The organism is Arcanobacterium sp. (ex Cirak et al. 2026) (assembly GCF_053585065.1).
Window position 1 is genome coordinate 1 of record NZ_JBQJCE010000016.1, and the last position, 22,794, is coordinate 22,794.

The 22,794-nt window shown below is 54.0% G+C and carries 20 protein-coding genes and 1 riboswitch; of the genes, 8 read left to right on the top strand and 12 right to left on the bottom strand.

Going from position 1 to position 22,794, the window contains the following annotated elements; translation table 11 throughout:
• Positions 1-196 precede the first annotated feature (196 nt).
• The gene (locus tag ACTOVJ_RS07545) at positions 197-1,264 is read right to left on the bottom strand and encodes a thiamine ABC transporter substrate-binding protein (RefSeq protein ID WP_449501960.1); all 1,068 of its coding nucleotides are present in this window, start codon (positions 1,262-1,264) and stop codon (positions 197-199) included.
• 40 nt (positions 1,265-1,304) lie between these two features.
• Positions 1,305-1,408: riboswitch (TPP riboswitch) on the bottom strand.
• A gap of 129 nt (positions 1,409-1,537) precedes the next feature.
• On the opposite strand from ACTOVJ_RS07545, the gene glgX reads away from it, so the two are divergent.
• From glgX to treZ, 3 genes are all read left to right on the top strand, one after another.
• A complete protein-coding gene (glgX, locus tag ACTOVJ_RS07550) occupies positions 1,538-3,757 on the top strand; it encodes a glycogen debranching protein GlgX (RefSeq protein WP_449501959.1) in 2,220 nt (739 codons plus the stop codon).
• 147 nt (positions 3,758-3,904) lie between these two features.
• Complete coding sequence (treY, locus tag ACTOVJ_RS07555) at positions 3,905-6,415, top strand: malto-oligosyltrehalose synthase (protein ID WP_449504678.1); 2,511 nt, start codon at positions 3,905-3,907, stop codon at positions 6,413-6,415.
• Positions 6,412-8,139, top strand: a complete 1,728-nt coding sequence (gene treZ, locus ACTOVJ_RS07560) for a malto-oligosyltrehalose trehalohydrolase (protein ID WP_449504143.1) — start codon at positions 6,412-6,414, stop codon at positions 8,137-8,139. Before treY ends, treZ begins: the two co-directional genes overlap by 4 nt.
• Here the strand turns inward: treZ and ACTOVJ_RS07565 are convergent.
• Positions 8,090-9,115, bottom strand: coding sequence for a lipid II:glycine glycyltransferase FemX (locus ACTOVJ_RS07565; protein WP_449504144.1), 1,026 nt, complete (start codon positions 9,113-9,115; stop codon positions 8,090-8,092). The two genes, treZ and ACTOVJ_RS07565, sit on opposite strands and share 50 nt — an antisense overlap.
• 86 nt (positions 9,116-9,201) lie before the next feature.
• Between ACTOVJ_RS07565 and ACTOVJ_RS07570 the strand changes: the two genes are divergently transcribed.
• On the top strand, positions 9,202-9,777 hold the full coding sequence (locus ACTOVJ_RS07570) for a DUF3000 domain-containing protein (protein ID WP_449501955.1): 576 nt from the start codon (positions 9,202-9,204) through the stop codon (positions 9,775-9,777).
• The gene (locus ACTOVJ_RS07575; RefSeq protein WP_449501954.1) at positions 9,729-10,970 is read left to right on the top strand and encodes an HRDC domain-containing protein; all 1,242 of its coding nucleotides are present in this window, start codon (positions 9,729-9,731) and stop codon (positions 10,968-10,970) included. Before ACTOVJ_RS07570 ends, ACTOVJ_RS07575 begins: the two co-directional genes overlap by 49 nt.
• Position 10,971: 1 nt before the next feature.
• Here ACTOVJ_RS07575 and dxs read toward each other — a convergent pair whose 3' ends face one another.
• Genes dxs through ACTOVJ_RS07590 form a run of 3 tightly spaced genes read right to left on the bottom strand, consistent with a single transcriptional unit; the run spans position 10,972 to position 15,932 of the window.
• Entirely contained in the window at positions 10,972-12,840 is a 1,869-nt protein-coding gene (gene dxs, locus ACTOVJ_RS07580) for a 1-deoxy-D-xylulose-5-phosphate synthase (RefSeq protein WP_449504145.1), read from the bottom strand.
• A 57-nt stretch (positions 12,841-12,897) separates the two neighbouring features.
• On the bottom strand, positions 12,898-14,121 hold the full coding sequence (locus ACTOVJ_RS07585) for a class I SAM-dependent RNA methyltransferase (RefSeq protein WP_449504679.1): 1,224 nt from the start codon (positions 14,119-14,121) through the stop codon (positions 12,898-12,900).
• Complete coding sequence (locus tag ACTOVJ_RS07590) at positions 14,118-15,932, bottom strand: APC family permease (protein WP_449504147.1); 1,815 nt, start codon at positions 15,930-15,932, stop codon at positions 14,118-14,120. Before ACTOVJ_RS07590 ends, ACTOVJ_RS07585 begins: the two co-directional genes overlap by 4 nt.
• A gap of 45 nt (positions 15,933-15,977) precedes the next feature.
• Between ACTOVJ_RS07590 and ACTOVJ_RS07595 the strand changes: the two genes are divergently transcribed.
• On the top strand, positions 15,978-16,646 hold the full coding sequence (locus tag ACTOVJ_RS07595) for a potassium channel family protein (protein WP_449501950.1): 669 nt from the start codon (positions 15,978-15,980) through the stop codon (positions 16,644-16,646).
• On the top strand, positions 16,643-17,317 hold the full coding sequence (locus ACTOVJ_RS07600; RefSeq protein ID WP_449501949.1) for a potassium channel family protein: 675 nt from the start codon (positions 16,643-16,645) through the stop codon (positions 17,315-17,317). Before ACTOVJ_RS07595 ends, ACTOVJ_RS07600 begins: the two co-directional genes overlap by 4 nt.
• Here the strand turns inward: ACTOVJ_RS07600 and ACTOVJ_RS07605 are convergent.
• The 4 genes from ACTOVJ_RS07605 to ACTOVJ_RS07620 form a co-directional block, all read right to left on the bottom strand.
• A complete protein-coding gene (locus tag ACTOVJ_RS07605; RefSeq protein ID WP_449501948.1) occupies positions 17,295-17,954 on the bottom strand; it encodes a DUF3159 domain-containing protein in 660 nt (219 codons plus the stop codon). The genes ACTOVJ_RS07600 and ACTOVJ_RS07605 overlap by 23 nt on opposite strands.
• On the bottom strand, positions 17,951-18,202 hold the full coding sequence (locus ACTOVJ_RS07610) for a hypothetical protein (RefSeq protein ID WP_449501947.1): 252 nt from the start codon (positions 18,200-18,202) through the stop codon (positions 17,951-17,953). Before ACTOVJ_RS07610 ends, ACTOVJ_RS07605 begins: the two co-directional genes overlap by 4 nt.
• Positions 18,202-18,819, bottom strand: coding sequence for a DUF3710 domain-containing protein (locus tag ACTOVJ_RS07615; protein WP_449501946.1), 618 nt, complete (start codon positions 18,817-18,819; stop codon positions 18,202-18,204). The genes ACTOVJ_RS07610 and ACTOVJ_RS07615 overlap by 1 nt, the downstream gene beginning before the upstream one ends.
• Positions 18,820-18,889: 70 nt before the next feature.
• A complete protein-coding gene (locus ACTOVJ_RS07620) occupies positions 18,890-19,186 on the bottom strand; it encodes a DUF4193 domain-containing protein (RefSeq protein ID WP_278012131.1) in 297 nt (98 codons plus the stop codon).
• Positions 19,187-19,427: 241 nt separating this feature from the next.
• Here ACTOVJ_RS07620 and sepH point away from each other — a divergent pair, with 241 nt between their 5' ends.
• Positions 19,428-20,471 (top strand): septation protein SepH, encoded by a 1,044-nt coding sequence (gene sepH / locus ACTOVJ_RS07625; protein ID WP_449504148.1) that lies wholly within the window; start codon positions 19,428-19,430, stop codon positions 20,469-20,471.
• Here the strand turns inward: sepH and ACTOVJ_RS07630 are convergent.
• Genes ACTOVJ_RS07630 through ACTOVJ_RS07640 form a run of 3 tightly spaced genes read right to left on the bottom strand, consistent with a single transcriptional unit; the run spans position 20,468 to position 22,752 of the window.
• A complete protein-coding gene (locus ACTOVJ_RS07630; protein WP_449501944.1) occupies positions 20,468-21,100 on the bottom strand; it encodes a thymidine kinase in 633 nt (210 codons plus the stop codon). The two genes, sepH and ACTOVJ_RS07630, sit on opposite strands and share 4 nt — an antisense overlap.
• The gene (locus ACTOVJ_RS07635) at positions 21,101-22,198 is read right to left on the bottom strand and encodes an alkaline phosphatase family protein (protein ID WP_449501943.1); all 1,098 of its coding nucleotides are present in this window, start codon (positions 22,196-22,198) and stop codon (positions 21,101-21,103) included.
• Positions 22,195-22,752: a DUF5998 family protein gene (locus ACTOVJ_RS07640; RefSeq protein WP_449501942.1), complete on the bottom strand. Its 558-nt coding sequence runs from the start codon at positions 22,750-22,752 to the stop codon at positions 22,195-22,197. Before ACTOVJ_RS07640 ends, ACTOVJ_RS07635 begins: the two co-directional genes overlap by 4 nt.
• Between the last annotated feature and the right edge of the window lie 42 nt (positions 22,753-22,794).

Genomic DNA, 22,794 nt, shown 5'->3' on the forward strand with positions numbered 1-22,794 from the left:
GACCACAAACCCGGGGCAAAAATGGCCGCCTAGCCCCCCCCCGTGGGGTCCGCTCCGGCGGCATTTCCAGCTGCGCGAATTGTTAACTGTCACAATTGACCCTTTCACAGCGTCTGCGAGCATCGACGCGCAACACAAATATCTGTACAAACGATGATGGCGAGGCAGACACCTGTCCACCTCGCCATCATCACAATCACATCACGCTGGTCACTTCAGTGATCCACTTTTGCTTGTTGTTCTTGATGAGCTTGGTATCTAATGGTTTGCCAGATGCTGGACGTGGCGCAAACTCAGCCATGCCCTTTGGTAACTCGACAGATTCGTCAATCGGGTAAGCAACATTTTCGGAGGCATTGATCGCTTGGATTTGCGCGGTAGCGAGCCACTCGAAGAAGGCCTTAGCGCCCGCAGGATTCTTTGATCCCTTAAGCACGCCGCCATATTCAACAACCGGGTAACAGCCGCCTTCAACATTGGCAGTCGCCGAAGCAGTGCCTTCCTTGTTGATAGTCCAATACGGCGAGGAAGCGTAAGACATCACGATGGGGTACTTGCCCTTGCCTTCACCGGATGTGAAGTCCACTTGATATGCGTCAGTCCAGGAGGCATCAACTTTCGTACCGTTGGCTAGGAGCTTGCTCCAGTATTCCTTATATCCATCTTCACCGTATTGCGCGACGGTGGCTGTGAGCAGAGCAAAACCGGTATCCGACTTTGCTGGGTCCTGGATCACGGTCAGTCCCTTGTATTCAGGTTTGAGGAGATCGTCGAGACCAGTAGGCGGAGTGAGTTTATTCTTCTTAAACCAGGCGATATCGTAATTGAAGCAGGCATCGGAGCGAGAAAGTGCAACTGCACCTTGTGCTCCCTCAACCTCGTACTTTTCAGCTCCCTTAGCAGGTGCGGGTGCTGACTGGGCATCGAACACTCCGGCCTCTCCAACCTGAAGAACATTGTTAGCAGTCAGACCAACTGCACCATCTCCAACAGGGTTCGACTTAGTCAGGATCAGCTTCGAATCCAGTGTTCCTGATTCTTCACCATTGACAAGAGTGACTTTGTAGCCGGTCGCTTTGGTGAACTTCGCGAGAGTTTCGTCACTCAGCTTCCAGGAACCATTGGTGACAATTTTGACGTCAGTGATTTTTTCTGCCGACGGTGATGCTCCAGCAGTAGCCCCCGACGTCGATGAAGAGGTTCCGCACGCTCCAAGCGCAAGAACCGAAAGAGCGGCAACCGCTACGACCTTGGAAAACTTCATATGTTCCTCCAGATAAGGTGGAGGGCCTTCCCCAAAAAGGTAAGGGAGAGACTTCACTTCCTTCGCCGGCATTACCCGGATCAGGTGTGAGGGTCTGCGGTTTATCCGCACTCTCAGCGCTTTTGCGCTCCCCTGTGACGGCGAAGATTCTATCAGGATCAAAGTCCTTGATGTCACGGGGGAACATTGATACTCACCACACACAAATTCAGCCCTCAGCGGCAGAGCGTGCGATATCACCCATGAAAACCCGCCGCGTGGCATATTAAACACATGGAAATTTGGCCTGGTAAACCCTATCCACTCGGCGCGACATACGATGGCGCCGGTACGAATTTTGCGATCTATTCCTCGATCGCCGACAAAATCGAGCTGAGCTTGATTAGCGACGATCTCACTGAAGAGCGCATTGAAATGCGCGAAGTCGATGCACACGTTTTCCACTGCTATCTTCCCGGTGTCCGTCCCGGGCAGCGTTACGGTTTTCGCGTTCACGGCCCATATGATCCCGCAGCTGGTCACCGATGCGATCCATCAAAGATTCTTCTGGATCCTTATGCCAAAGCGATTGACGGTCAGGTCGAAAATGACCAATCGAATTTTTCCTACAGCTTTGAGAACCACGAAGAGCGCAGCGAGCTCGATTCTCTGGGGCACACGATGCTGTCAGTGGTCATTAATCCGTATTTTGATTGGGGGCATGATCGTCCACCACGTCACCCCTACCACAAGTCAGTAATCTATGAAGCCCATGTCAAAGGAATGACGGCTACTCACCCGGGTATTCCGGATGAGTTGCGCGGAACATACATGGGCATGGCTCACCCTGCGATGGTGGAGTATCTCAAGGAACTTGGCATCACTGCAGTTGAACTCATGCCGATCCACCAATTCGTCAACGACACTGCATTGATCGATCGTGGACTGTCAAATTACTGGGGCTACAACACGATCGGTTTTTTTGCGCCGCAAAATACGTACGCAGCCGCTGGAACACGCGGAGAACAGGTTGACGAGTTTAAGGCGCTAGTGAAGGCCTATCACGCAGCCGATATCGAAGTGATCCTCGACGTCGTCTACAATCACACTGCTGAAGGCAATCAGATGGGGCCTACACTGTCCTTCCGTGGCATCGACAACGCGTCATACTATCGACTTGTTGACGGCGACGAGGCACATTACTTCGACACCACAGGCACAGGAAACTCACTGAACATGCGCTCGCCGCATTCGCTACAGCTCATCATGGATTCCTTGCGCTACTGGATTCGCGAAATGCATGTTGACGGATTCCGTTTTGACTTGGCGTCAACCCTCGCCCGCGAACTTCACGCTGTGGATCGCTTGTCATCATTCTTCGACATTATCCAGCAAGATCCAGAGATCTCCCAGGTCAAACTCATTGCGGAACCGTGGGACGTGGGTGAAGGCGGTTACAACGTCGGCGAATTTCCGCCTCTGTGGACAGAATGGAACGGAAAGTATCGTGACACTATGCGTGACTTTTGGCGAGGAGAGCCATCGACACTTTCCGAGTTTGCCTCACGGCTTTCCGGATCTTCGGATCTCTACGCCAACTCGGGTCGACGCCCATTCGCCTCGATCAACTTCGTCACAGCACACGACGGTTTTACCATGCGTGACCTGGTCTCCTATAACGAGAAGCACAACGAGGCCAACGGAGAAGACAGCCGCGACGGTGAATCTTTCAACCGTTCGTGGAATATGGGAGCCGAAGGCGAAACTGATGATCCACAGATCCAAGCAATTCGTCTCCAGCAGATGAAGAATTTTTTCGCCACGCTCCTGTTTTCACAAGGCGTTCCGATGATTTCGCACGGCGATGAAATTGCCCGCACCCAGGGCGGAAACAACAACGCCTACTGTCAAGATAACGAGATCTCATGGGTTGACTGGCAGATTGATGACGCCAAGCGTGACCTCTATCAGTTTGTCCGCAGTGCGATCGCACTGCGCAAGGAACACCCCGTTTTCCGACGTCGTCGTTTCTTCCAGGGCGACGCTGATCGCGGCGGCACATCCGAGCGTGGAGATATCGAGTGGATGCGCAACGACGGTCAGGTCATGGCCGACGACGACTGGGGTACCTCCTATGCTCGCTCGATTATGGTCTTCCTCAACGGAGATCGCATCGCGGAACCAGATCTTCGCGGAGAAGAAATCAAAGACGACGATTTCATCTTGGCGTTCAATGCCTCTGATGAAAATCTGTCGTTCCATCTTCCTCTCAATGAGAACACCCCACAGGGCACATGGCATAAAGTCCTCGCCACGAATGTCTCTCTCGAAGTTCCCGAACAGATGAACGCTGGAGATGATTTTGAGGTCGCCTCACGTTCAGTCGTGGTTCTGCGCCGCGAGCGCCGCACGCTCGTTGCAGTCAATACTTCGAAAGAAACTCTCGAAATGCTCACAGCTCCTGATTCGGATGTGATCGAGGAGAAGGATATTTCTCCGTCTGATCCTTCCTGAGAAAAGTCATACGTTCATTGGTGGCCCGGTAGCAACGCGTTGCCGGGCCACCTTTTACTCTCCGGCTCAATTGTGTTGTCCTCGGCTCATCGCGTAAATTGCGATCGTGTCACTCTCTGGTGTCCAAACGCGCGTAGTCTGACAAGTATGAACGAGAATTCCCGACATCATACGCACGTTCCGTCAGTGGGTAAACGCATACCAACAACGTCGTATCGGCTTCAACTGAATCCAGATTTCACTTTTGCGCAGGCACAGGAGATTATCCCTTACTTGTCTTCCTTGGGTGTCAGTGACGTTTTTCTCTCCCCTATTCTTCAAGCCGCGCCTGGATCGACACATGGCTACGACGTCGTCGACCACTCGCGTATCTCTGAAGAGTTGGGCGGCCGCGAGGGGTTCGAGCGCTTCTCACGCGCTTTACATGATGCGGGTATCGGTGTCATCGTCGATGTGGTTCCCAACCACATGGCAGTTCCGACTCCACTATTCAAGAATCCTGCGTTGTGGTCGATGCTCCGTGACGGACACGATTCGCGCTTCAGTACGTGGTTCGACTTCGAACCCAGTGAGGCAGGAGATGGTTTGTTGCTCGCGGTCTTGGGCGACCGAATCGGAAATGTTCTGACGTCGGGTGAGATTACCGTTCAAAAGATGGTTGTTCCTGGTTTTGAAGCCGACGGCGAAGTGGCAGTGTTGTCCTATGACGATCATGTGTTCCCTGTGCGCGCAGGCACTGAGTCGCTACCTTTGGCGGAGCTTCTCGATCGCCAGTATTACCGACTTGCCTATTGGCGTGTGGCAAACGATGAATTGAACTATCGCCGTTTCTTCGACGTCGATACTCTCGTTGCCGTGCGCGTGGAAGATCCGGATGTTTTTGATCATTCCCATGCTCTTTTATTGGAGCTATTCAACGCTGGCTATATCGATTCCTTCCGAATCGATCATGTTGATGGCTTGGCTGATCCGCGCGGTTATCTCCGCCGCCTCAACGATGCAACAGGTGGCGCATGGATCGTCGCAGAAAAGATTCTTGAAGGAGCTGAGCGCCTTCCATCTGATTGGCCAGTGTCCGGAACCACGGGCTATGACTCGTTGCGACACATCAGTGGTGTTCTGACTGAGCCTGCGGGAATCACACATCTGACTCAGATCTATACCGAAGAATCAGGAACTGTCGAATCGCTCGATACTGTCGAACGCCAAGCAAAACTCCAGATCATCAAAGAGTCGCTTTTTGCTGAAGTTGACCGCTTGGCAACCTTAATCTGGGAAATCTGCCATGCAGATGTCCGCCTGCGCGATCATACATTCCGTTCGGTCAAAGAGGCACTTGTCGAACTGGTGGTCAATATGCCTCGGTATCGTGCCTATGTCGTTCCCGGGGAGCGCCCTGATCCACAAGACGAAGATCTCCTACGTAGCGTTGCCGAGCGCGCCAATGCGCATCTGGATGAATTCCGCAGCGAAACGTTATCGATCGTTGTTGAGCTTCTCCTCGGGTATGAGGTGGGATCAGCGGGTCGTACTCACGAAGAGAAACGCAATGAGGCGATCGTGCGTTTCCAACAAGTCGCTGGTGCAGTGATGGCCAAGGGCGTCGAAGACACCACCTACTACCGTTACACTCCCTTAACTTCCGCAAATGAAGTCGGACACGGACCTGCGCACATTGTGACCTCGGCAGATACCTTCCATGCTTTTGAGTCGCAGCTTCATGAAGCGTGGCCGACGACGATGACAACTCTGTCCACTCACGATACCAAGCGCGGGGAAGACACCCGTGCGCGTATTGCTGTGTTAGCCGAGTTCGCTACTGATTGGAGTGCAGCGCTCGCATCCGCACGTGCCGCCGTCGCCGACGCTCGGCCGGCTGAGCTGGATGGACGTTTTGAAAACTTGATGTGGCAGACACTACTGGGAACCTGGGTGGATGATTCTCCTCTCGATCTCGAACGCCTGCGTGACTACTTCCTCAAAGCGGCTCGTGAACAAAAGTTGTGGACCACATGGACATCCCAAAATGCAGCTGGCGAAGCTGACATGATCGCCTACCTCGACGCAATATACTCCCATGAGGATGTGCGCGCTATCATCGGCGACTTTGCCCGACGCATTGCTCCAGCAGCACGAAGCTACCTCCTCACCGCCAAAGCATTCCAGCTCACTGGCGTGGGCGTTGCGGACATGTATCAAGGCGAGGAAATCACTCGTACATCCCTCGTCGATCCGGATAATCGCCGGCCCGTAGATTTTGTTTCACTCGCCGCTTCCCTATCGGCACTGGATAACACTGGTCTTCCCTCTCGTCCTACGCTCGATGAGGAAAAGCTCTGGTTGACCTCGCGTCTGGCGCGTTTGCGCGCGGACATGCATCTCGCGGCACCACAGTGGGGTTATGTTGCGTTGCCCGTATCGACCGGTCACGCGCTTGCCTTCGCTCGTACTGATGCTGACGACGTTGCTCAGCTCATCACTGTCGGTACACGGTTTGCCGGTTCACTGGAACGAAATGGCGGTTTTTCCGCACACACGGTGGTCTTGCCCGAGGGCAAGTGGCGTGATGTTCTTACCGATCGCCTCATTGATGGAGGCGTGATGAAACTGGCAGATTTGATTGACAGTTTCCCCGTAGTGGTGTTGGTTCGCGCATGAAATTGTCATTATGGGCGCCATATGCGCACACCGTTGAGTATCTGACCAGCCAAAGCGCAGTTCTGGCCACGCCTGAGGATGCCGGGATGTGGAGCGTTGATCTCCCTGCGGGCGAGCGCTATCACATTCGTTTAGACGGTGGAATGAACCTGCCTGACCCCCGATCGATGTGCCAGCCCGAGGGGCCTCACGGGCCAAGCGTCGTTGTGGACCCGTCCCAATTCGTCTTTCACCATGATCGCGACGCTGGTGATCTCACGGGACGTGTCTGGTACGAACTCCATGTGGGAACCTTCACCCCAGAGGGAACATTGACTGCACTCATCGACAAACTCGATGACCTTTGCGAGCTGGGGGTCGACGTCATCGAGTTAATGCCGATCGCCCCGACTCCAGGTACCCGGAATTGGGGATATGACGGTGTTTCTCTCTTCGCTATCAATCCCGTGTACGGAACTCCACAGGATCTGGTTACTTTGGTCGACGCAATTCACGCCCGTCAGATGGCGGTGGCACTCGATGTGGTCTACAACCACCTCGGGCCAGATGGAAACTATCTTGCACAGTTTGGACCATATTTCACCGATCATCACCACACACCCTGGGGTGAAGCAGTCAATATGGATGCGCCTGGTTCCCGCCATGTTCGCCAATACCTCATCGATAATGCGCTGCAATGGCTCGAGAACTACCATTTTGATGCTCTTCGACTCGACGCTGTTGACTATCTGTACGATGACTCCTCGCGCCACATTCTCGCGGAACTTTCCGACGCCGTCGGCGAAGCATCAGCCCGTAGCGGGCGTACATTCACGCTCGTCTACGAATCGGATGCGAACGATCCTGTCACTTTTACGCCGACGTCGGCAGGCGGCCGAGGAGCAGACGCACAGTGGGCTGATGACATCCATCATGCGTTACATGTGTGGCTCACTGGAGAGACAAACGCCTACTACCAGGATTACGTCGAACCAGGAACATTAGAGAAGGCTCTCACTGACGGATTCACGCGTATCGGCCAGATCTCGCGTTTCCGTGGAGTTAAGTCCGGGGCACCGCTCCCGGCAAATGTCAGTGGACATGTCCTGATGGTGTACGACGAAAACCACGATCAAATCGGCAACCGGTACCTGTCTGACCGTCCAACCGAGAAACTTTCACCTGGGCAGATTGTGCTCTCGCGTGGCCTCATTCTTTTGAGCCCATTTACACCAATGCTATTCATGGGGGAAGAATGGGCGACGACACAACGTTTTCCATTCTTCACAGACTTCAGCGATGAAATTGGACAACATATCCTTGCTGGCCGAATGAACGAATTCTCTGATTGGGGTTTCACCAGTGACAACGAGACTATGATCGATCCTCAATCCCGCCAGGCATTCGATCTTGGCCATATCAACTGGGACGAAGCTCAGTTGCCTACTCACAAACGGATACGCGAATTTGTTCGTCAGCTCATCGCGTTGCGAAAATCAACACCCGACATTGCCAGCGGCGACCGCAGTGCCACGACAGCGCACGTCGACGCCTACGGAGGATGGCTACGCCGTGGAGATACTCTCGTGGTGTTCTCTCAAGTGGATCATGACAATACTGTCAACGCTCCTGTTGAGGATCGAAGTGTCGTGCTCTCGTGGGAACCTGTGCGCATCTCAGCGCAGACAGTAACATTCAGCGGGAGCGGGCTCGCAATTTTGCAATCAAACGGCGCTTCGCTTTGAGTCCTGCCACAAGGCCACGATAAAACAAGGGGCGCAACGGATAATCCCACGCGCCAGGAATCTGTGTCGTCTCTTCTGTGAACTTCGTTTTAAAACCGCGTACGCCCGCAAGCTGTGGGGCGCGATCTGAATCGATTCCCATCAAGTCGAACACTTCAACGCCCGATTCCTTGAGGAACTGCGACATCGACCACACCAATAAATCCGGTGCTCCAGCTCGACGGCCTTCCTTATTCGACGCCGCGTAGTAGTAGGAAGCATGTGTGCCATTGACTGTACAGATTCCCCAGCACAGTGGGCGACCTTCGCGCCGGACTGTGAAAAGTCGAGCATGTGTTGGCCCCAGAGCGGTGAGCATCTGTTCATAGATATGACGAGGAAGAATTCCAAAGTCGTCACGTGAGCCGGTCTCCACCAACAGCTCATACAGCTGTGGGAAGACATCCAGAGCCTGCTCAGTTTCTTCCGCTGCGGCCATCGTGTCGTCACGCAGTGCCTTGCGGACATCACGGCGACCTCGTTTCTTCATAGCACCAAGACGATCATCATCACTCGGTGTGAGATCGAGTATAACAGTGCGATCGTACGTCACCGATTGAAGCAAATCTGCAAGATCCTCCGCTGGCTGTGCATGGAGTCGAATAAATGCCAATGATCGGTCAGACTCACGCGCGATCCGTGCGAGGCCCCGGCGGAATTGCCGTTCCATCATGGGGGTCGGCTCAGCGAACCAAATTGGTCCATGCTTGGCCCACAAGTAGGTAAAACCGCGCCCTTCCAACAGCGTCAGAGAAATCACTGCTGCGACTTCGCCGTCGAGCATCCACTTGAAACGGCGCCACGGCTCGCGTCCCTCAACTACCTTATCAAAGCGATCCCATGCTTCTGATTGCTCCAGCGGCAACGCAACTGCAGCACTTTGTGCCAGTGAATCTAACTCGCGTGCATCGATTTCAATAAACTGCGAACGGCTCATCACATCCCTTTCCTCAACAATCCGTGTTCTATACTACCCGGCGCGCCACTCCACACTTGCACGCTCACCCCTCTAGAGTTTTTCATATGCAAACGCCTCAGGAATTTCTCACTGCCCTCGATTCACTTCGTGGTCAGAAATTCCGTCCCGAGTTGCACGTGGTTCAGATTCCGCCGCCGACCCAGATTGCGCCATGGACCGTGGCACTCCAGGCGGAAGTCAACGATAGTCTCGATCTCAACCCAGCTCATCACCTCGGGGAGGCAAAGTTTATCGTGCTCCACGATCCTGATCGACAACCTGCATGGAACGGTAATTTTCGTATTGTGCTCCATGCGAAAGCGCCAATGGACTCTGAACTTGCTGCAGACCCTCTCCTGGGCGAAGTAGCATGGACATGGTTGGCTGAATCTTTAGATCAGCACGGGGCGTCCTACCATAGCTTCTCAGGCACCGTCACGCGGGTTTTCAATGAAACATTCGGCGGTCTGGTCTTGGGTACCTCACAGGTAGAACTCGAGGTTCGTGCATCGTGGACACCAAACAACGAATTTTTGACAGAGCATCTCCTCGGATGGGCAGATTTTGCAGCAAAACTTGCTGGGCTTGGTCCGTGGACAGACAACGTCGCAAGTCTGCGACGAAAGGTGGCAATGATTTGAGCGAGGAAATTGACGCTCGTCCTCTCAATGAACCATTTGATGGCATCCCTGCGGTCACAACTGATATCGACGCCGTCGCAGCAGTTCTCTCCACTTCCCCTGGTGGTGTATTCGCTCTCGATACCGAGAGAGCGATGGGGATTAGGTATTCTGACCGCGCTTACCTCATCCAGGTGAAAAGTGAAAATTCGCCAATCTATTTGATCGATCCGGTAGGGATTGAAGATCGTCTAACTCCGCTCGCCGACTCACTGTCTGGTGAATGGATTTTACACTCGGCAGATCAAGATCTGCCGTCCTTGCGTCAGCTTGGACTCGAGCCTGCCAAAGTGTTCGATACTGAGATGGCTGCTCTCCTTTTAGGATACGATCACACATCACTTCAATATCTCATCGCCGATCGACTCGGCTGGTTCCTTGCCAAAGAGCATTCCAATGCTGACTGGTCAGTGCGTCCTCTTGCCCCCGAACTTCGCTCGTATGCTGCTCTCGATGTCCAGCTCCTTCACGAATTACGCGACTCAATGATTCAACTTCTGACAGATGCTGGCCGGTTGGAGTGGTTCGAACAAGAGTGCGAAGAAATCCGCCTGCGTCCGCCAAAACCACCCAAAGCACAACCCTGGCGGCGCGCTGCACGTCAAGCAGGTGTCAAAGATCAACGCGCACTCGCAATGATCTCGTGCCTGTGGAAAGCACGCGACGCCATCGCTCAAAAACGCGATGTGAGCCCTTCTCAGGTGTACCCGACGAAACTTATCGGCGAACTCGCAGGGCACAAACCTCGTTCTCGATCCGATCTTCAGCGTTCAAGCCTAATGCGGAGCCGTGAACGCCAGAAACTTGTTGATGCATTCTGGAAAGCGATCGACGAGGCCTGGCATATGCCTGAATCTGAGTTGCCGGCACGAAAGTTTCGCGATCCCAACCGCGATCCTTTCCCACCAACACATCGATGGGACAATCTCAACCCTGAGGCCGGGCAGCGTTGGCACAGCGTTCGCAACAAGATCTTCGCGGCTGCTGATGAACTCTCAATCCGCCAAGATATTCTCCTCAAACCGCTAATTCAGAAAACTATCGCATGGAATGGATGGAATTCTTCCGCAGATCTGACGCGTGCACTGGCCAGTGCCGGCGCGCGACCCTGGCAGATTGACATTGTCACACCCCTCCTAGCCGCGATTCGCTGAGTTACCGAGTGATCCGACCGGCAGCAGCGACCACCGCTGCAACATCCATTCCTTGCTCATGAAGGGTCTCTTGACGACTTGCATGAGTGAGGAATGCTTTTCCAATACCAAGATTCTCAATGAGAACATCAGACCCGCTCTGACGCACGGAACGTGCAATCTGCATCCCGACACCAACATCGGCGAGCCCATCTTCGAGAATAAGTGCGCCACGTGAAGATGCCACAAGTTGCGTCAGCTCCGGAGAAACAGGAAGAACCCACGTCGGATCAACAACCATCACTGGAACGTCGAGAGCATGCGCCGCCTCGACCATCGTGTGAGCTAAGACGCCGATACCAACAAGGATCAGTGGATGAGGATCCTCACTATCGATGAGAATGTCAACATCCCCTACTGATCGCACCGCCGGCAGAGGCTGTGGCATTGGCCCCTTGGGGTAACGCAGCAATGTCGGCCCGTCGACACCGACGGCGGTGCGTAACTGCGCACGCAACGTTGCTTCGTCGCGCGGTACCGCCACTTTAAGACCAGGGATTATCGATGCAAGAGCGAGATCCCACATGCCGTTATGCGAGGCACCGTCGTCACCTGTGACACCTGAGCGGTCTAATGCAATGGTCACTGGTTCACGGTGAAGTGCAATATCCATCAGCAGTTGGTCAAATCCGCGGTTCATAAACGTCGAATACAAAGCGAGGACTGGATGGAATCCCGCATGTGCCAAGCCAGCAGACATTGTCATCGCATGGGCTTCGGCAATCCCAACATCGAAAACGCGCTCAGGGAATGCCTCGTTGAATGGTTTGAGACCGACAGGGTTGAGCATCGCTGCAGTGACGCCAACGACCCTTTCATTTTCCTGTGCGATCGACAACATCTCGTCAGCAAAAACGCTCGTCCACCCGAAACGCGAAGGAGCGATCGGGAGACCTGTCTCTGGATGAATTTTTCCGATTGCGTGGAACCGATCGTCTTCGTTTGTCTCAGCTGGCTTGTAACCGCGTCCTTTATCGGTAATGGCATGGACAACCACCGGCCCACCAAATTCGCGTGCCATGGTGAACGCTTCTTCAAGATCCGTAATATTGTGTCCGTCCACCGGACCAATGTATTTCACACCCAAGGTGTCGAAAATTCCGGCGTCCACGAACATTTCTTTCATTCCACGCTTAAATCCTCGAAGTGCGCCGTAGGTGAGTTGCCCTGGCAAACCACCAGCCTGGAGAGTTCGTTTTCCCCATTCGAGGAAGTGCTCATAGTTTTTAGACACACGAACCGAATCGAGTTTACGCGCCGGATCAAGCGAACGAATAATTCCCCCTACCGTCGGTGAATAGGAGCGACCATTATCGTTCAATACGATAACGACTGGCCGATTTGGGTCTTCAGCGACGTTGTTCAGCGCTTCCCAAGCCATTCCACCTGTCATTGCGCCATCACCAATCACTGCCACTGCATGATTGTTCTGATGGGAAAGCTGCAAGCCACGTGCTACACCATCCGCCCAGGAAATCGCTGTAGAGGCATGAGAATTTTCCACAACATCGTGTTGAGATTCAGCACGCGAAGGGTAACCTGACAGTCCGCCTTTTTGACGAAGCTTGTCAAAATTGTGGCGTCCTGTGAGGAGTTTGTGCACGTAGCTTTGATGCCCGGTGTCGAAAATGAGCTTATCGTTTGGCGAATCAAAAACTCGGTGGAGCGCAATAGTCAGTTCCACCACGCCAAGATTAGGCCCGAGGTGTCCACCAGTTGCCGAGACGTGTTGAACAAGGAAGCGCCGGATTTCTTCGCTGAGAATCAGCAATTCATCATCACTGAGAGTCCTCAGATCCACCGGGCTGGTGATCGTTTCAAGAATCGTCATGCACTCCTCCTCGCTTCCGCTCATGGCAACTGTGCTAAAGAGCCTACTTGGTGAATCTTACGCGGCTCCCTGCGGGGATGCTTCCCCAAAGACACACACGCACTCGACATGATGTGTCTGCGGAAAAATGTCCAGTGCCCGTGATAAGAGCAGTTCACGTCCGTGTGCAATCAAGGTGGCTGCATCACGTGCCATTGCCGCAGGATCACAGGAGACCACAACAATCCGACGTGCTCCACAGGCCGCGAGCGCCTTCGCCTGTTGCGTCCCCAACCCCGATCGCGGCGGGTCAGCTATCACAACGTCAGCACATTCTGTGAGTTCTCTGATGTGACGCACATCGATTCTTCCTGTGTGGAACGTCGTGTTGGAAAACTTGGCGAGGTTGGCACGTGCATCAGCCACCGCCGTCGGCGCTCCCTCCATTGTCACAAGTCTTCCCGTAGGGCCGATAGCCGCTGCCAGTGGCAGCGAGAAAAGGCCAGCGCCTGAGAAGAGTTCGACGACGTGGTCGCCTTCGTGTACGTCGGCGCCTGCCAAGACAAGACGCAACAGCGCACTCGGAGCCTGCGCATGAACCTGCCAAAATCCCGAGGGCGTGACTTCGTAGTCGAAAATCTCTGATTCGGTTGTGGCACGTTCGATGAGCTTCGCTCGGGTTCGGAGATTGGACGCTGTCCATACGTCTTTCCCTGCAACCACAACGTTCGGTCCTGACGCCGGCGCCACCACGTGCATTCGAGTACCAGCAGCGATCACATCATCCCATGCAGACCCATAGAGATCGAGGGCTTCCAATTCCGCAACAGCCAGGGGCTGTTCAGTTAAACGGACAAGTTCATGGGATTGTTCTTTGTACATACCCACGCCCTGGGGGAGTTTGACGAGGTCGAAACGTGTGCGTCTGTGCCAACCGTCAGTTGAATCGACGGGTTCGACAGTCAGGCTGTTCAGTGCTTCCCCCAATTGTGAGGAGCCGACGCGATGAGCCAGGGCTCGAATGACATCACCTTTGAGCTCACGTTGGTAGGCCAGATCAGAATGCTGGAAATCCGCTGCGCCAACCACGCCTGCCGCCCCGTCGGGCCAGCGTTCTTTGACGCGATGCTCAGATGCCTCAAGGACGCGAGTGACACGAGCAAAAGATAACTTCGATCTTTTCTTCGTGATCTCAATATCACACACCTCGCCAGGCAACGCCCCACGAACAAAAATAACTTCATTGTTGACACGCCCAACGAAGACGCCACCATGAGCGACATCGGTGATCTCAATCTTCACTTGCTCTCCTCTTTTTCGCTCTCGGAATCATTCATATGGAAAGGAACTTCCATGATTGCCACTCCGGGTTCCATCCGTAGCTCGGAAATGATCCCTGGGGTTGTATGTGCCACCACGAATCTTTGCCACGCGCCTGTGCCGATAACCACCGGGCTGACCACGATAATAAGATCTTGAGGGTGGAGCTGACGCACAGAACGAATGTACTCGATCACTGGTCCACGCGCTGCTCCTCGTGGCGTCCCTAGGACGGTCAAGGGGATCGCAATCTGACCGTGTTTCCAGCTGTCACGGATCGATCGAGTCTGGTGAGGATCGATGTCAACAGCAAGTGCTTCAATTGACGCTGATCGCAATGCGCGAGCTTTATCAAGAGCCTCGAGTGTGGGATCGTCAACGCGCGAAACAAGAACATAGGTCCGTACCCGTGCCGGGATGATACGCCCTGCCCCCAATGTGTCAGCCGAAAGCTCATCTGCGATACGCAATTGCCCTCTGCGTAAGGCAACAAGAAAAGCACCAGGCACAAGCAGTGTCGCAATATCGACTGCCATCCACAGTGGCTCCATGTACGCTACAGCGCCCAGAACGACCGTCGCAAGTACTCCATAAAGACGGAATAACCAGCTTTCCAGATGAGCTCGACGACGTACATCAGAAATCGTCGAGGTACGCAACTGACTTTTAGCGCGACTGACGAGAGCGGCGCAGCCCAGAAGTCCCATGACGAACGTGGCAACGACAAAAGTAATGGGCATGATGCGCGCAGATGACAGAACATGCACGGCAACCGCACAGATCACTACGATCACGACAAGAATAATATTTCGAGATCCGACGGCGTCGCGCGCCGCGAGTCGCTTGGGAACCAGACCGTCAACCGCGAGCTCACGAATCAGTCGAGGCAACTGACGAAGAGACATAAATGTCACTGACAAGCCTGCGACACCAATCATTGCTGCCATGATGCATTGCGTGATAACTCCCATGAATGCTGTCGCCATTGACAGGATCGGAAGAGCTAAACGCTCCCCAGGAAGTTGCAGAATGACCGTTAAATACAAGGTGGCGAGGATAATAAGAAGAGACGGTACGAAAGCTATCGTCAGATGCCGGACGTCGACGCGTCGTTCCTGAGCAGGCACCATGATCCGCTCAGCGAGTAGAACAACCACTCCCGTCGGGAATAGAGAGGCCAGGACGACGGCTGAAAAACCACCTTGAGACGTCGTCGCAGCAGTTGAAAGGACGTCGAGGCGGGCTGTTGCGACCTCACGCCACGCGATTCCTCCCGTCGTTTCCATCAACAGGCCAACAAGAAGAACCATCACGGACATGACAAGAGCACCCGCCATAAACAGGACAGTCCATCGCAGGTCGCCCACCCAGTGACGCAAGAGAACAACCACAGCCATGAGCGTGATGATTCCTGAGGCGATCCATGGAGCAAAGGAGCTAACATCCACGAATGGGATGAGCGCAGCCGTAGTCAGTTCCGTGCCAAGGATCGAGAGTGCTGCGTATGCCACGATCCGCGCTGAGGCCACAATAATTGCTGTCTGTGGTGAAAGATAAGAGCGCGCAAGTTGGTGGAGAGAACGCCGGGGCACGATACGACGCACCTGCGCAAGTCCAAAAACGACAGCAAAAAATGCCGCGATGCCCACGAGGACAGCGAGGAAAATCCGCCAATCAGCATGAAATTGAGGCATCGAGCGTAACATCGTTTGCGGCACAATGAGTGCACTGAGCCCGATCAGCACAAGTGACGAGGCTCGCGATACTGACAATTCTGTTCTATTCTTGGACATCAGGAAACACATTACGCCAGGATTCATGCAAAGGAGCTCTCCGGAATGCATTTTGTGGTGATGGGGTGCGGACGCGTGGGATCCACACTGGCAGTTGATCTCACTAATCGTGGACACTCAGTAGCAATTATTGACCGAGATCCAGCGGCATTTCGCAGGCTACCTGAGGACTTCCCAGGACAACAAGTCACAGGTCATGGTTTCGACCGCGATGTCCTCCTCCAAGCAGGAATCGACGAGGCATACGCTTTCGCTGCTGCTTCTTCAGGTGATAACTCGAATATCATCGCGGCGCGAGTGGTTCATGACACCTTTGGCGTAGAAAATGTCGTGACGCGTATTTATGACCCTCAACGCGCTGCGATCTATCAACGCCTCGGAATTGACACTGTGGCTCCCGTGACATGGACGGCAGAACATATGCTGCGCGCACTGATCCCTCTTGGACCCCACGAAGATTACTCTGACTCTGCTGCTGGCATCTGCGTCATTGATGTCGACATTGATGACGCATGGTACGGAACCGAACTAGGTGATATTGAAGTCGCTACTGGCGCTCGCGTTGCCTACGTCGTTCGCGCAAATAAGGGAATTTTGCCCACTGCCTCGATGGTTCTTCAAGACGATGACCAGTTACACATGGTTGTTCCCACGGTGAGAGCAGCCGCTGTACAACGCATTCTTAATCACCCGCCGACGGAGGACATGCGATGAAAATTGTGATCGCTGGAGCCGGCTCTGTTGGGCGCTCAATCGCTCGCGAGATGATCGCACGGGGTCAGAGTGTCACGCTTATCGACCGCAGTCCTGCAGCAATGCGCGTCGCATCAGTTCCGCAGGCTGATTGGCTTCTCGGCGATGCCTGCGAGATCTCGGTTCTCACCGACGCCGATATGGCAGACACTGATATTCTTGTTGCAACAACCGGAGATGACAAAGCAAACCTCGTTTTGTCTTTGCTGGCCAAAACAGAATTCGGTGTTCCGCGAGTCATCGCTCGCAACAATAACCCTGCCAACTCGTGGTTATTTGACGATTCATGGGGAGTCGATGTCGCCGTTTCCACGCCAGAAATTCTCGGATCTTTTATCGAAGACGCCATGGAAACGGGCGCACTCGTACGCCGCCTCACCTTCGAAAATTCATCTGTCTCTCTCTTTCAGGGCACGGTAGCAAAGAATGCTCCGATCGATGGCAAACCCGTACACGACGCTGCTTTACCGTTGAGCTCACGCATCGTCTCGATTGTTCGTTCCGGTGCCACTATCATTCCCGAACCTGACATCGCTCTCCTCTCTGGTGACAGCCTTGTCATTGAAATCGACGAGGCCGTTGAGAAGGCGGTCAGTGTGGTTGCTGGCCTTATTGGACAGAGCTCGACGTAGTCGGATCTTCGCTGACGGCGCCAACCGGCTCGAGGTCACGCACAAGCATCCACGCTAACCACGCCAAGATCGCAAAAAGCGGAAATCCCATCACGAGTTTGGCAACACCGAGCGCTGAAGTTGCACCAGCAAGATAGAGAGGAACCTGGATCGCCATCCGTAGGCCAAACAGAGCGGTGAACAGCGCGGTCACCTGGAAGTATCGGCGTCGGGTCACCCCAGTGCGTTTCCACCACCCTGTCGGCTCAGCACGCAATGCTCCAATGACAAAACCTAACAATGGTCGGCGCACTAGCAATGAGAAGCCAAACGCCACAAAGTAGGCAGCATTCGTCAGGAGTCCCCATAAGAAGAAATTGGAGGCCTCCCCGGTTCTCCATGTCAGCGCAGCAGAGACAATCGCTGCAAAGAATCCTCCCACGGCAGGTGTGACAGGGATTCGGGTGGCAGCGCGAACCACAATAAAGGCAACAGCGAGCACAAGGGAGAGCCACAAAGCGAGATTGACATCTGCCACAAGGTAGGTGACAAGGAAAACGAGCGTTGGAAGCGACGACTCAATAATTCCACGTGTCCCGCCAACGGCTTGGAGTGCATCGAAGTCTTCGCTCAGGAGTGATCCAAATTTTTCGCTCATGCTTCCTCCGGGAGAATCGAATATGAGGGGTTGAAAAGAGTGGGGACGCCTTCGACTGTCACGAGATTCCCACGGACATTAAGTGACTGTCCAATATCGATCGCGTGGAGCTGCCGGCGCGACATAAACACCAGACGCAGAACCACGTCACCTACTTGAAGTGAAACAGTGATATTCGGCGCATAGGAAGTGCCCGGGTACGTCACCGAAATGACGCTCCCGCGCACATTGATGCGTCGTTTGGCCATTAGCCTTCGACAGTTTGAAGATTCGCTTGGATCTGTGGCGGAATCTGAAGAGTGAGCAGCTCACGCGGAGGGTGAGGTTCTGCACCTCGTCGCACAGCAACACGATCAAGGATCTGCAAAATATACTCCGCCGCCGCGTCGTCAGCCCCTGCACGGCCATAAAGAGTGGCGCGAAGTAACCACCGGTGGCCGTCAATTCCGAGGAAACGGTGGGGCGCGGTACCACCTTCAACCGGCATCTGCGCGCGAAGTTCTTTACCAAATGCGCCATCGACTTCCACGGACGATCCACCTTGCTGAGCGATCGACGTGCGCATGTCAAGGCGAACCTCGTCCCAGATTCCGTGTGACTTTGGCGCAGCAAATGCTTGAAGTTGAAGCGCCGATCCATCAATCACGTAGACCACACCGACCACGGCGGTATGATCTTCATTCAATGTGAGTTGGAGCTGCGCGCCAGGGACAGCAGGAATCAACAATGCGCCGGCATCAAGAAGATCCTCCGGATCGGTAATTTCGGAGGCGTCACAGGGACCATTGACATGTGTCGGCTCCTGTTGCACAGTTTCTTCAACTGTCGTGTTCTTTTCATTCTTCTTGCGTGAAAACCAACCCATTATTGCGCCTTTCGTTTCGTCACTGACCTAGAATACCGCAACGGCCCGTTCGCGAACGGGCCGAAGCATGTCAGGATGCGCACTCCAAGCAGACCGGAAGACCGTTCTCTTCATGAGATAGTTGCGACCGATGGTGAACCAAGAAACACTGGCTACACGTAAATTCGTCATCCTGAGCAGGAATAACAGCAACCGAAAGCTCAACGTTCGAAAGGTCAGCACCCGGAAGTTCAAAACCCTCTGCCGCTTCGTTCTCATCTTCATCGACAGTGCCAGACTGCTGATCAGAGTGAGCTTTCAGCGCTTCCAGGGAGTCTTCCTTGATCTCCTCGTCTTGCTTGCGTGGTGCATCGTAATCCGTGGCCATTGTGACCTCCTTCGATATTTCCTCTCTTCCGACATCGGCTCATAGCGTAAGTTGCCGACGCCGCAGGCGCTCGCATGCGCCTGTTTGTTCCCGCTGTTTTTACCAGATTTTTTTCCGTTTGTGAAGTCCACGTTTGTTCTCGGCTCATAAATGCCTCTGACGTGGGTGAACACACCATAGGAAAAATGGGCATTTTTCGCCATTTCGTGGCACTCTTGTTACTGGAGATTTGGGAGGAAATATGATCGATCTTGAGCTGTTGGGCGTGGTGACTGACGGCGATGCGCTAAGCCTGAACGACGCCGAAGGAAACCGTTATCGTTTGCCAATTACGCCGCAACTTCGTGCCGCTCTACGAAAGGATGTCCGCCCAGAAAACGGCGAACAACCTCGTCCTATTACTCCTAAAGAGATTCAGGCTCATTTCCGTGCGGGCTTGTCAGTCGCCGAGGTTTCAGAAATTACCTCGATTCCTCCGTCCGATCTTGACGGCCTGGCTCGTCCGATCCTCGCTGAACGCCAGTACACAGCATTGCAGGCACGCCGGTGGATGCTCAGCAAAGAAGATGGTTCCATGAGCCTCGAAGAACTCGTCGGTTCGCGTCTCGCTGCACGTTCAGCGACATCAGAATCGATTCTTTGGGATTCGTACAAAAAGAATAATGAGCGTTTCCTCAGTGTGGAATTTACTATCGGCGAAAAGCAACACGCCGCGCTGTGGAAGATTGATATGAAGGCACACACCGTAGTTGCCGCCAATGATGAAGCCACATGGCTGACCGAAACACAAATCCCTGCGCCCACATCGCTATGGCGTCCTCTCAATACCCCTCAAATGAGTGAAAACACCGCGTCCATCGAGGCGCATCGAGCACGCCATAGTGCTGAAGAACCGTCTACTCTGATTACCTCAGACGACGCGTCTGAACAGTCTGCCTCAATCGCGGACATGCTTGATTCGCTTGTTTCTCAACGTGGAGTGTCGCGCCCAATGCCTGATTTTGACGGCGCACATCCCGCAGCTTCCGACGTGGAGCGAGCAACTGACGCTACTATCCTTGCGTTCCCCTCACGATCAGATTCAGAAGAAAACCCAGAGGAAAGCGCCACCACTCCACACGAAGCAACGCTCGAAATCGTTGAAACCGAGGACGAACAGCAAGAAGAAACCGCTGAGGTTCCACCCTCACCACAAGCTTCCATGAAAGACACAAAGAAGCGCAAAGGTCGCCCATCGATGCCGTCATGGGATGAAATTGTCTTTGGGTATTCGAAAGACGATTAAAGTTCCAAGGTTTGCGGTGACAGCTCCGCGGCATGTGCCGTGCTAGCTGTCATCCCGCGCATATGGTGGTAACGGCACAGCACTTCGTAAGCAACAGTGGCATCAGCGGTGTCTCCAACGACCACCTGTTCACCTTCCGTGACCATTTCCCCGTTGATCGTGCGCGCATTGTGGGTAGCGCGCTTGCCACACCAACACAGTGCTTCGACTTGAAGGCGCTCAATACGATCGGCAAGCTCGATCATCCGCTGTGACCCTTCAAAGAGTCGCGCACGGAAGTCAGTCGTGATACCGAAACCGTAGACATTGATACCGATCTCGTCAACGATACGAGCAAGTTGATCAACTTGCTCACGCGTGTAAAACTGCACCTCATCACAGATAAGCCAGTCCACGCGTCCACGTTGGCGGGCGCCAGCGACAACCTTCCAAAAATCTGTCATTGGCTCAACTTCCACAGCATCGGCGATCAACCCAATACGCGACGAAAGTTTTCCTCGTCCAGCTCGATCATTCATCGTGAAAATCAACCCAGCGAGGTCACGCTGACGGAAGTTGTAGACCGTCTGGAGTGCCAGCGTCGATTTTCCGCAGTCCATCGTGCCTGAGAAAAAGACGAGCTCAGCCATTTACGCCACCTCCATAATCAACGGGACATACATCTCGGCATCTGTTCGCGAGCCATGCACACCGATCAGGTTGATCGCTGAGGAAGGCTGCGTGGTGGAATCTACCACGACACTCGTACCCTTCATCAAGACAAATACATCACCAAGTCGATCGTTAACGTGCTCGGCAATCGGCCCAAGCACACCAGACGAGGCGACATCAGATTTCGTCAACACGTCAGCTTTGTCACCGAGGAATTCACTCCACCTGCGAACCACATCATCCGGTTCTGTGGTGTACAGATGCAAGGCGCGCGGCTCTCCTGCCACAAGGCCAATCCCGCGACGTAGTTGCTGATGAGCTGCGATGTCGATCCGCTCGGTCACATCCACCATCCCGTGGTCGGCAGTCAGTACAAGGAGAGTGTCAGATGGAAGTCGGCGTAACAAGGAACGGATTCCAGCATCGAGTTCTTCAAGCGCATCAATCCAGGCCTGCGAATTCCACCCATTGCGATGGCCGGCTTTGTCGATGTTTTCCCAGTACAGATACACCACGTCAACGCCCGAACGCAACGCCTGAGCGGCGGCGTCGATACGTTCATCGAGGCTCTGAGCAGGCACCATGTGAGCGCTCCGAAGAAAGGCTTGCGAAAAAGGCGTCCCAATATATTTCTTCGCCACAATGACACGTGCCTTATCAGCGCGTGAACCAAGACGTTCAAAAAGTGTCGGGCAGCTCTGCCATTGGCGAGGTTCAGGCAAACGGTGCCCTTTCCACGACACCAAAGAAAATGCTTCGTGCGTTGCGTCATTGCGCATTGTGTACCCCGCCATAGAGGTCTGTCCAGGCTCTTCACCTGTCGTAATAGCTGTGAGCGCTGCTGCAGTGGTTGAGGGTGTCACCGTCGTGATCGCACGATTGATACTAAGAGAACGCAACGTTGGGGCATGTCCATGTCGTGCCTGGAGCTGGAGCGCTCCAAGGCCGTCGACGACGACAAAACACAATTTCGAGGCCGACGGAAAACCCAAGACGTCGGCGTCGGCAGTCCCCGGAATGTTGTAGCCGACGGCGTCGAGAGCGCCAGCGAATGTCGCGGTGATCTCAGCACTCACCGACGACCTCCCAACGCTGCCTCGAGCTGCCCCATGAAAGCCAGTGTCGGTTCGAAGTAGGGTGCATCGGCGAAACGCTCAGTGAAAATCTGGAAATCGTCATTGGTGATCATCCCGATAAAACCGTGATCAAGCGTGCAGGACGGATCTTCACACATGCTCGGCAAAATCTCGGTGGACCATGCCCCACCCCATCGTAGTCGCAGAACAGCGGAGTTGAGTTGCCCAAACTGTACGCCATCGACCGCGCGACGTCGGATGACGTGATGCTCGCGAACTTGAGCCAAACTAATGACCTGAATATCAGACACGAGCTCTCCCTTGGCAGTGAAATCATGGCTAATATCAGAAAAGAGAACGACCAAACGAGTGGTGGTCAGAACAAAGACCACAGCGCGTTCATAAACGGCATCATCATCAAAAGCAGTTTCTGGGCGCGCGAAATATGCCGTAATTTCTTCGGTTCCCACAGCCGCTGAAACATCGTCAATCAGAGCAGCACCATGAGCGCCAATAGAACGCATCGCACAAGCAACCTCAGAAAAATCAATCATGGTTCTATTGTTTCATTTCAAGGTAGCTGGCGCGACAGCGAG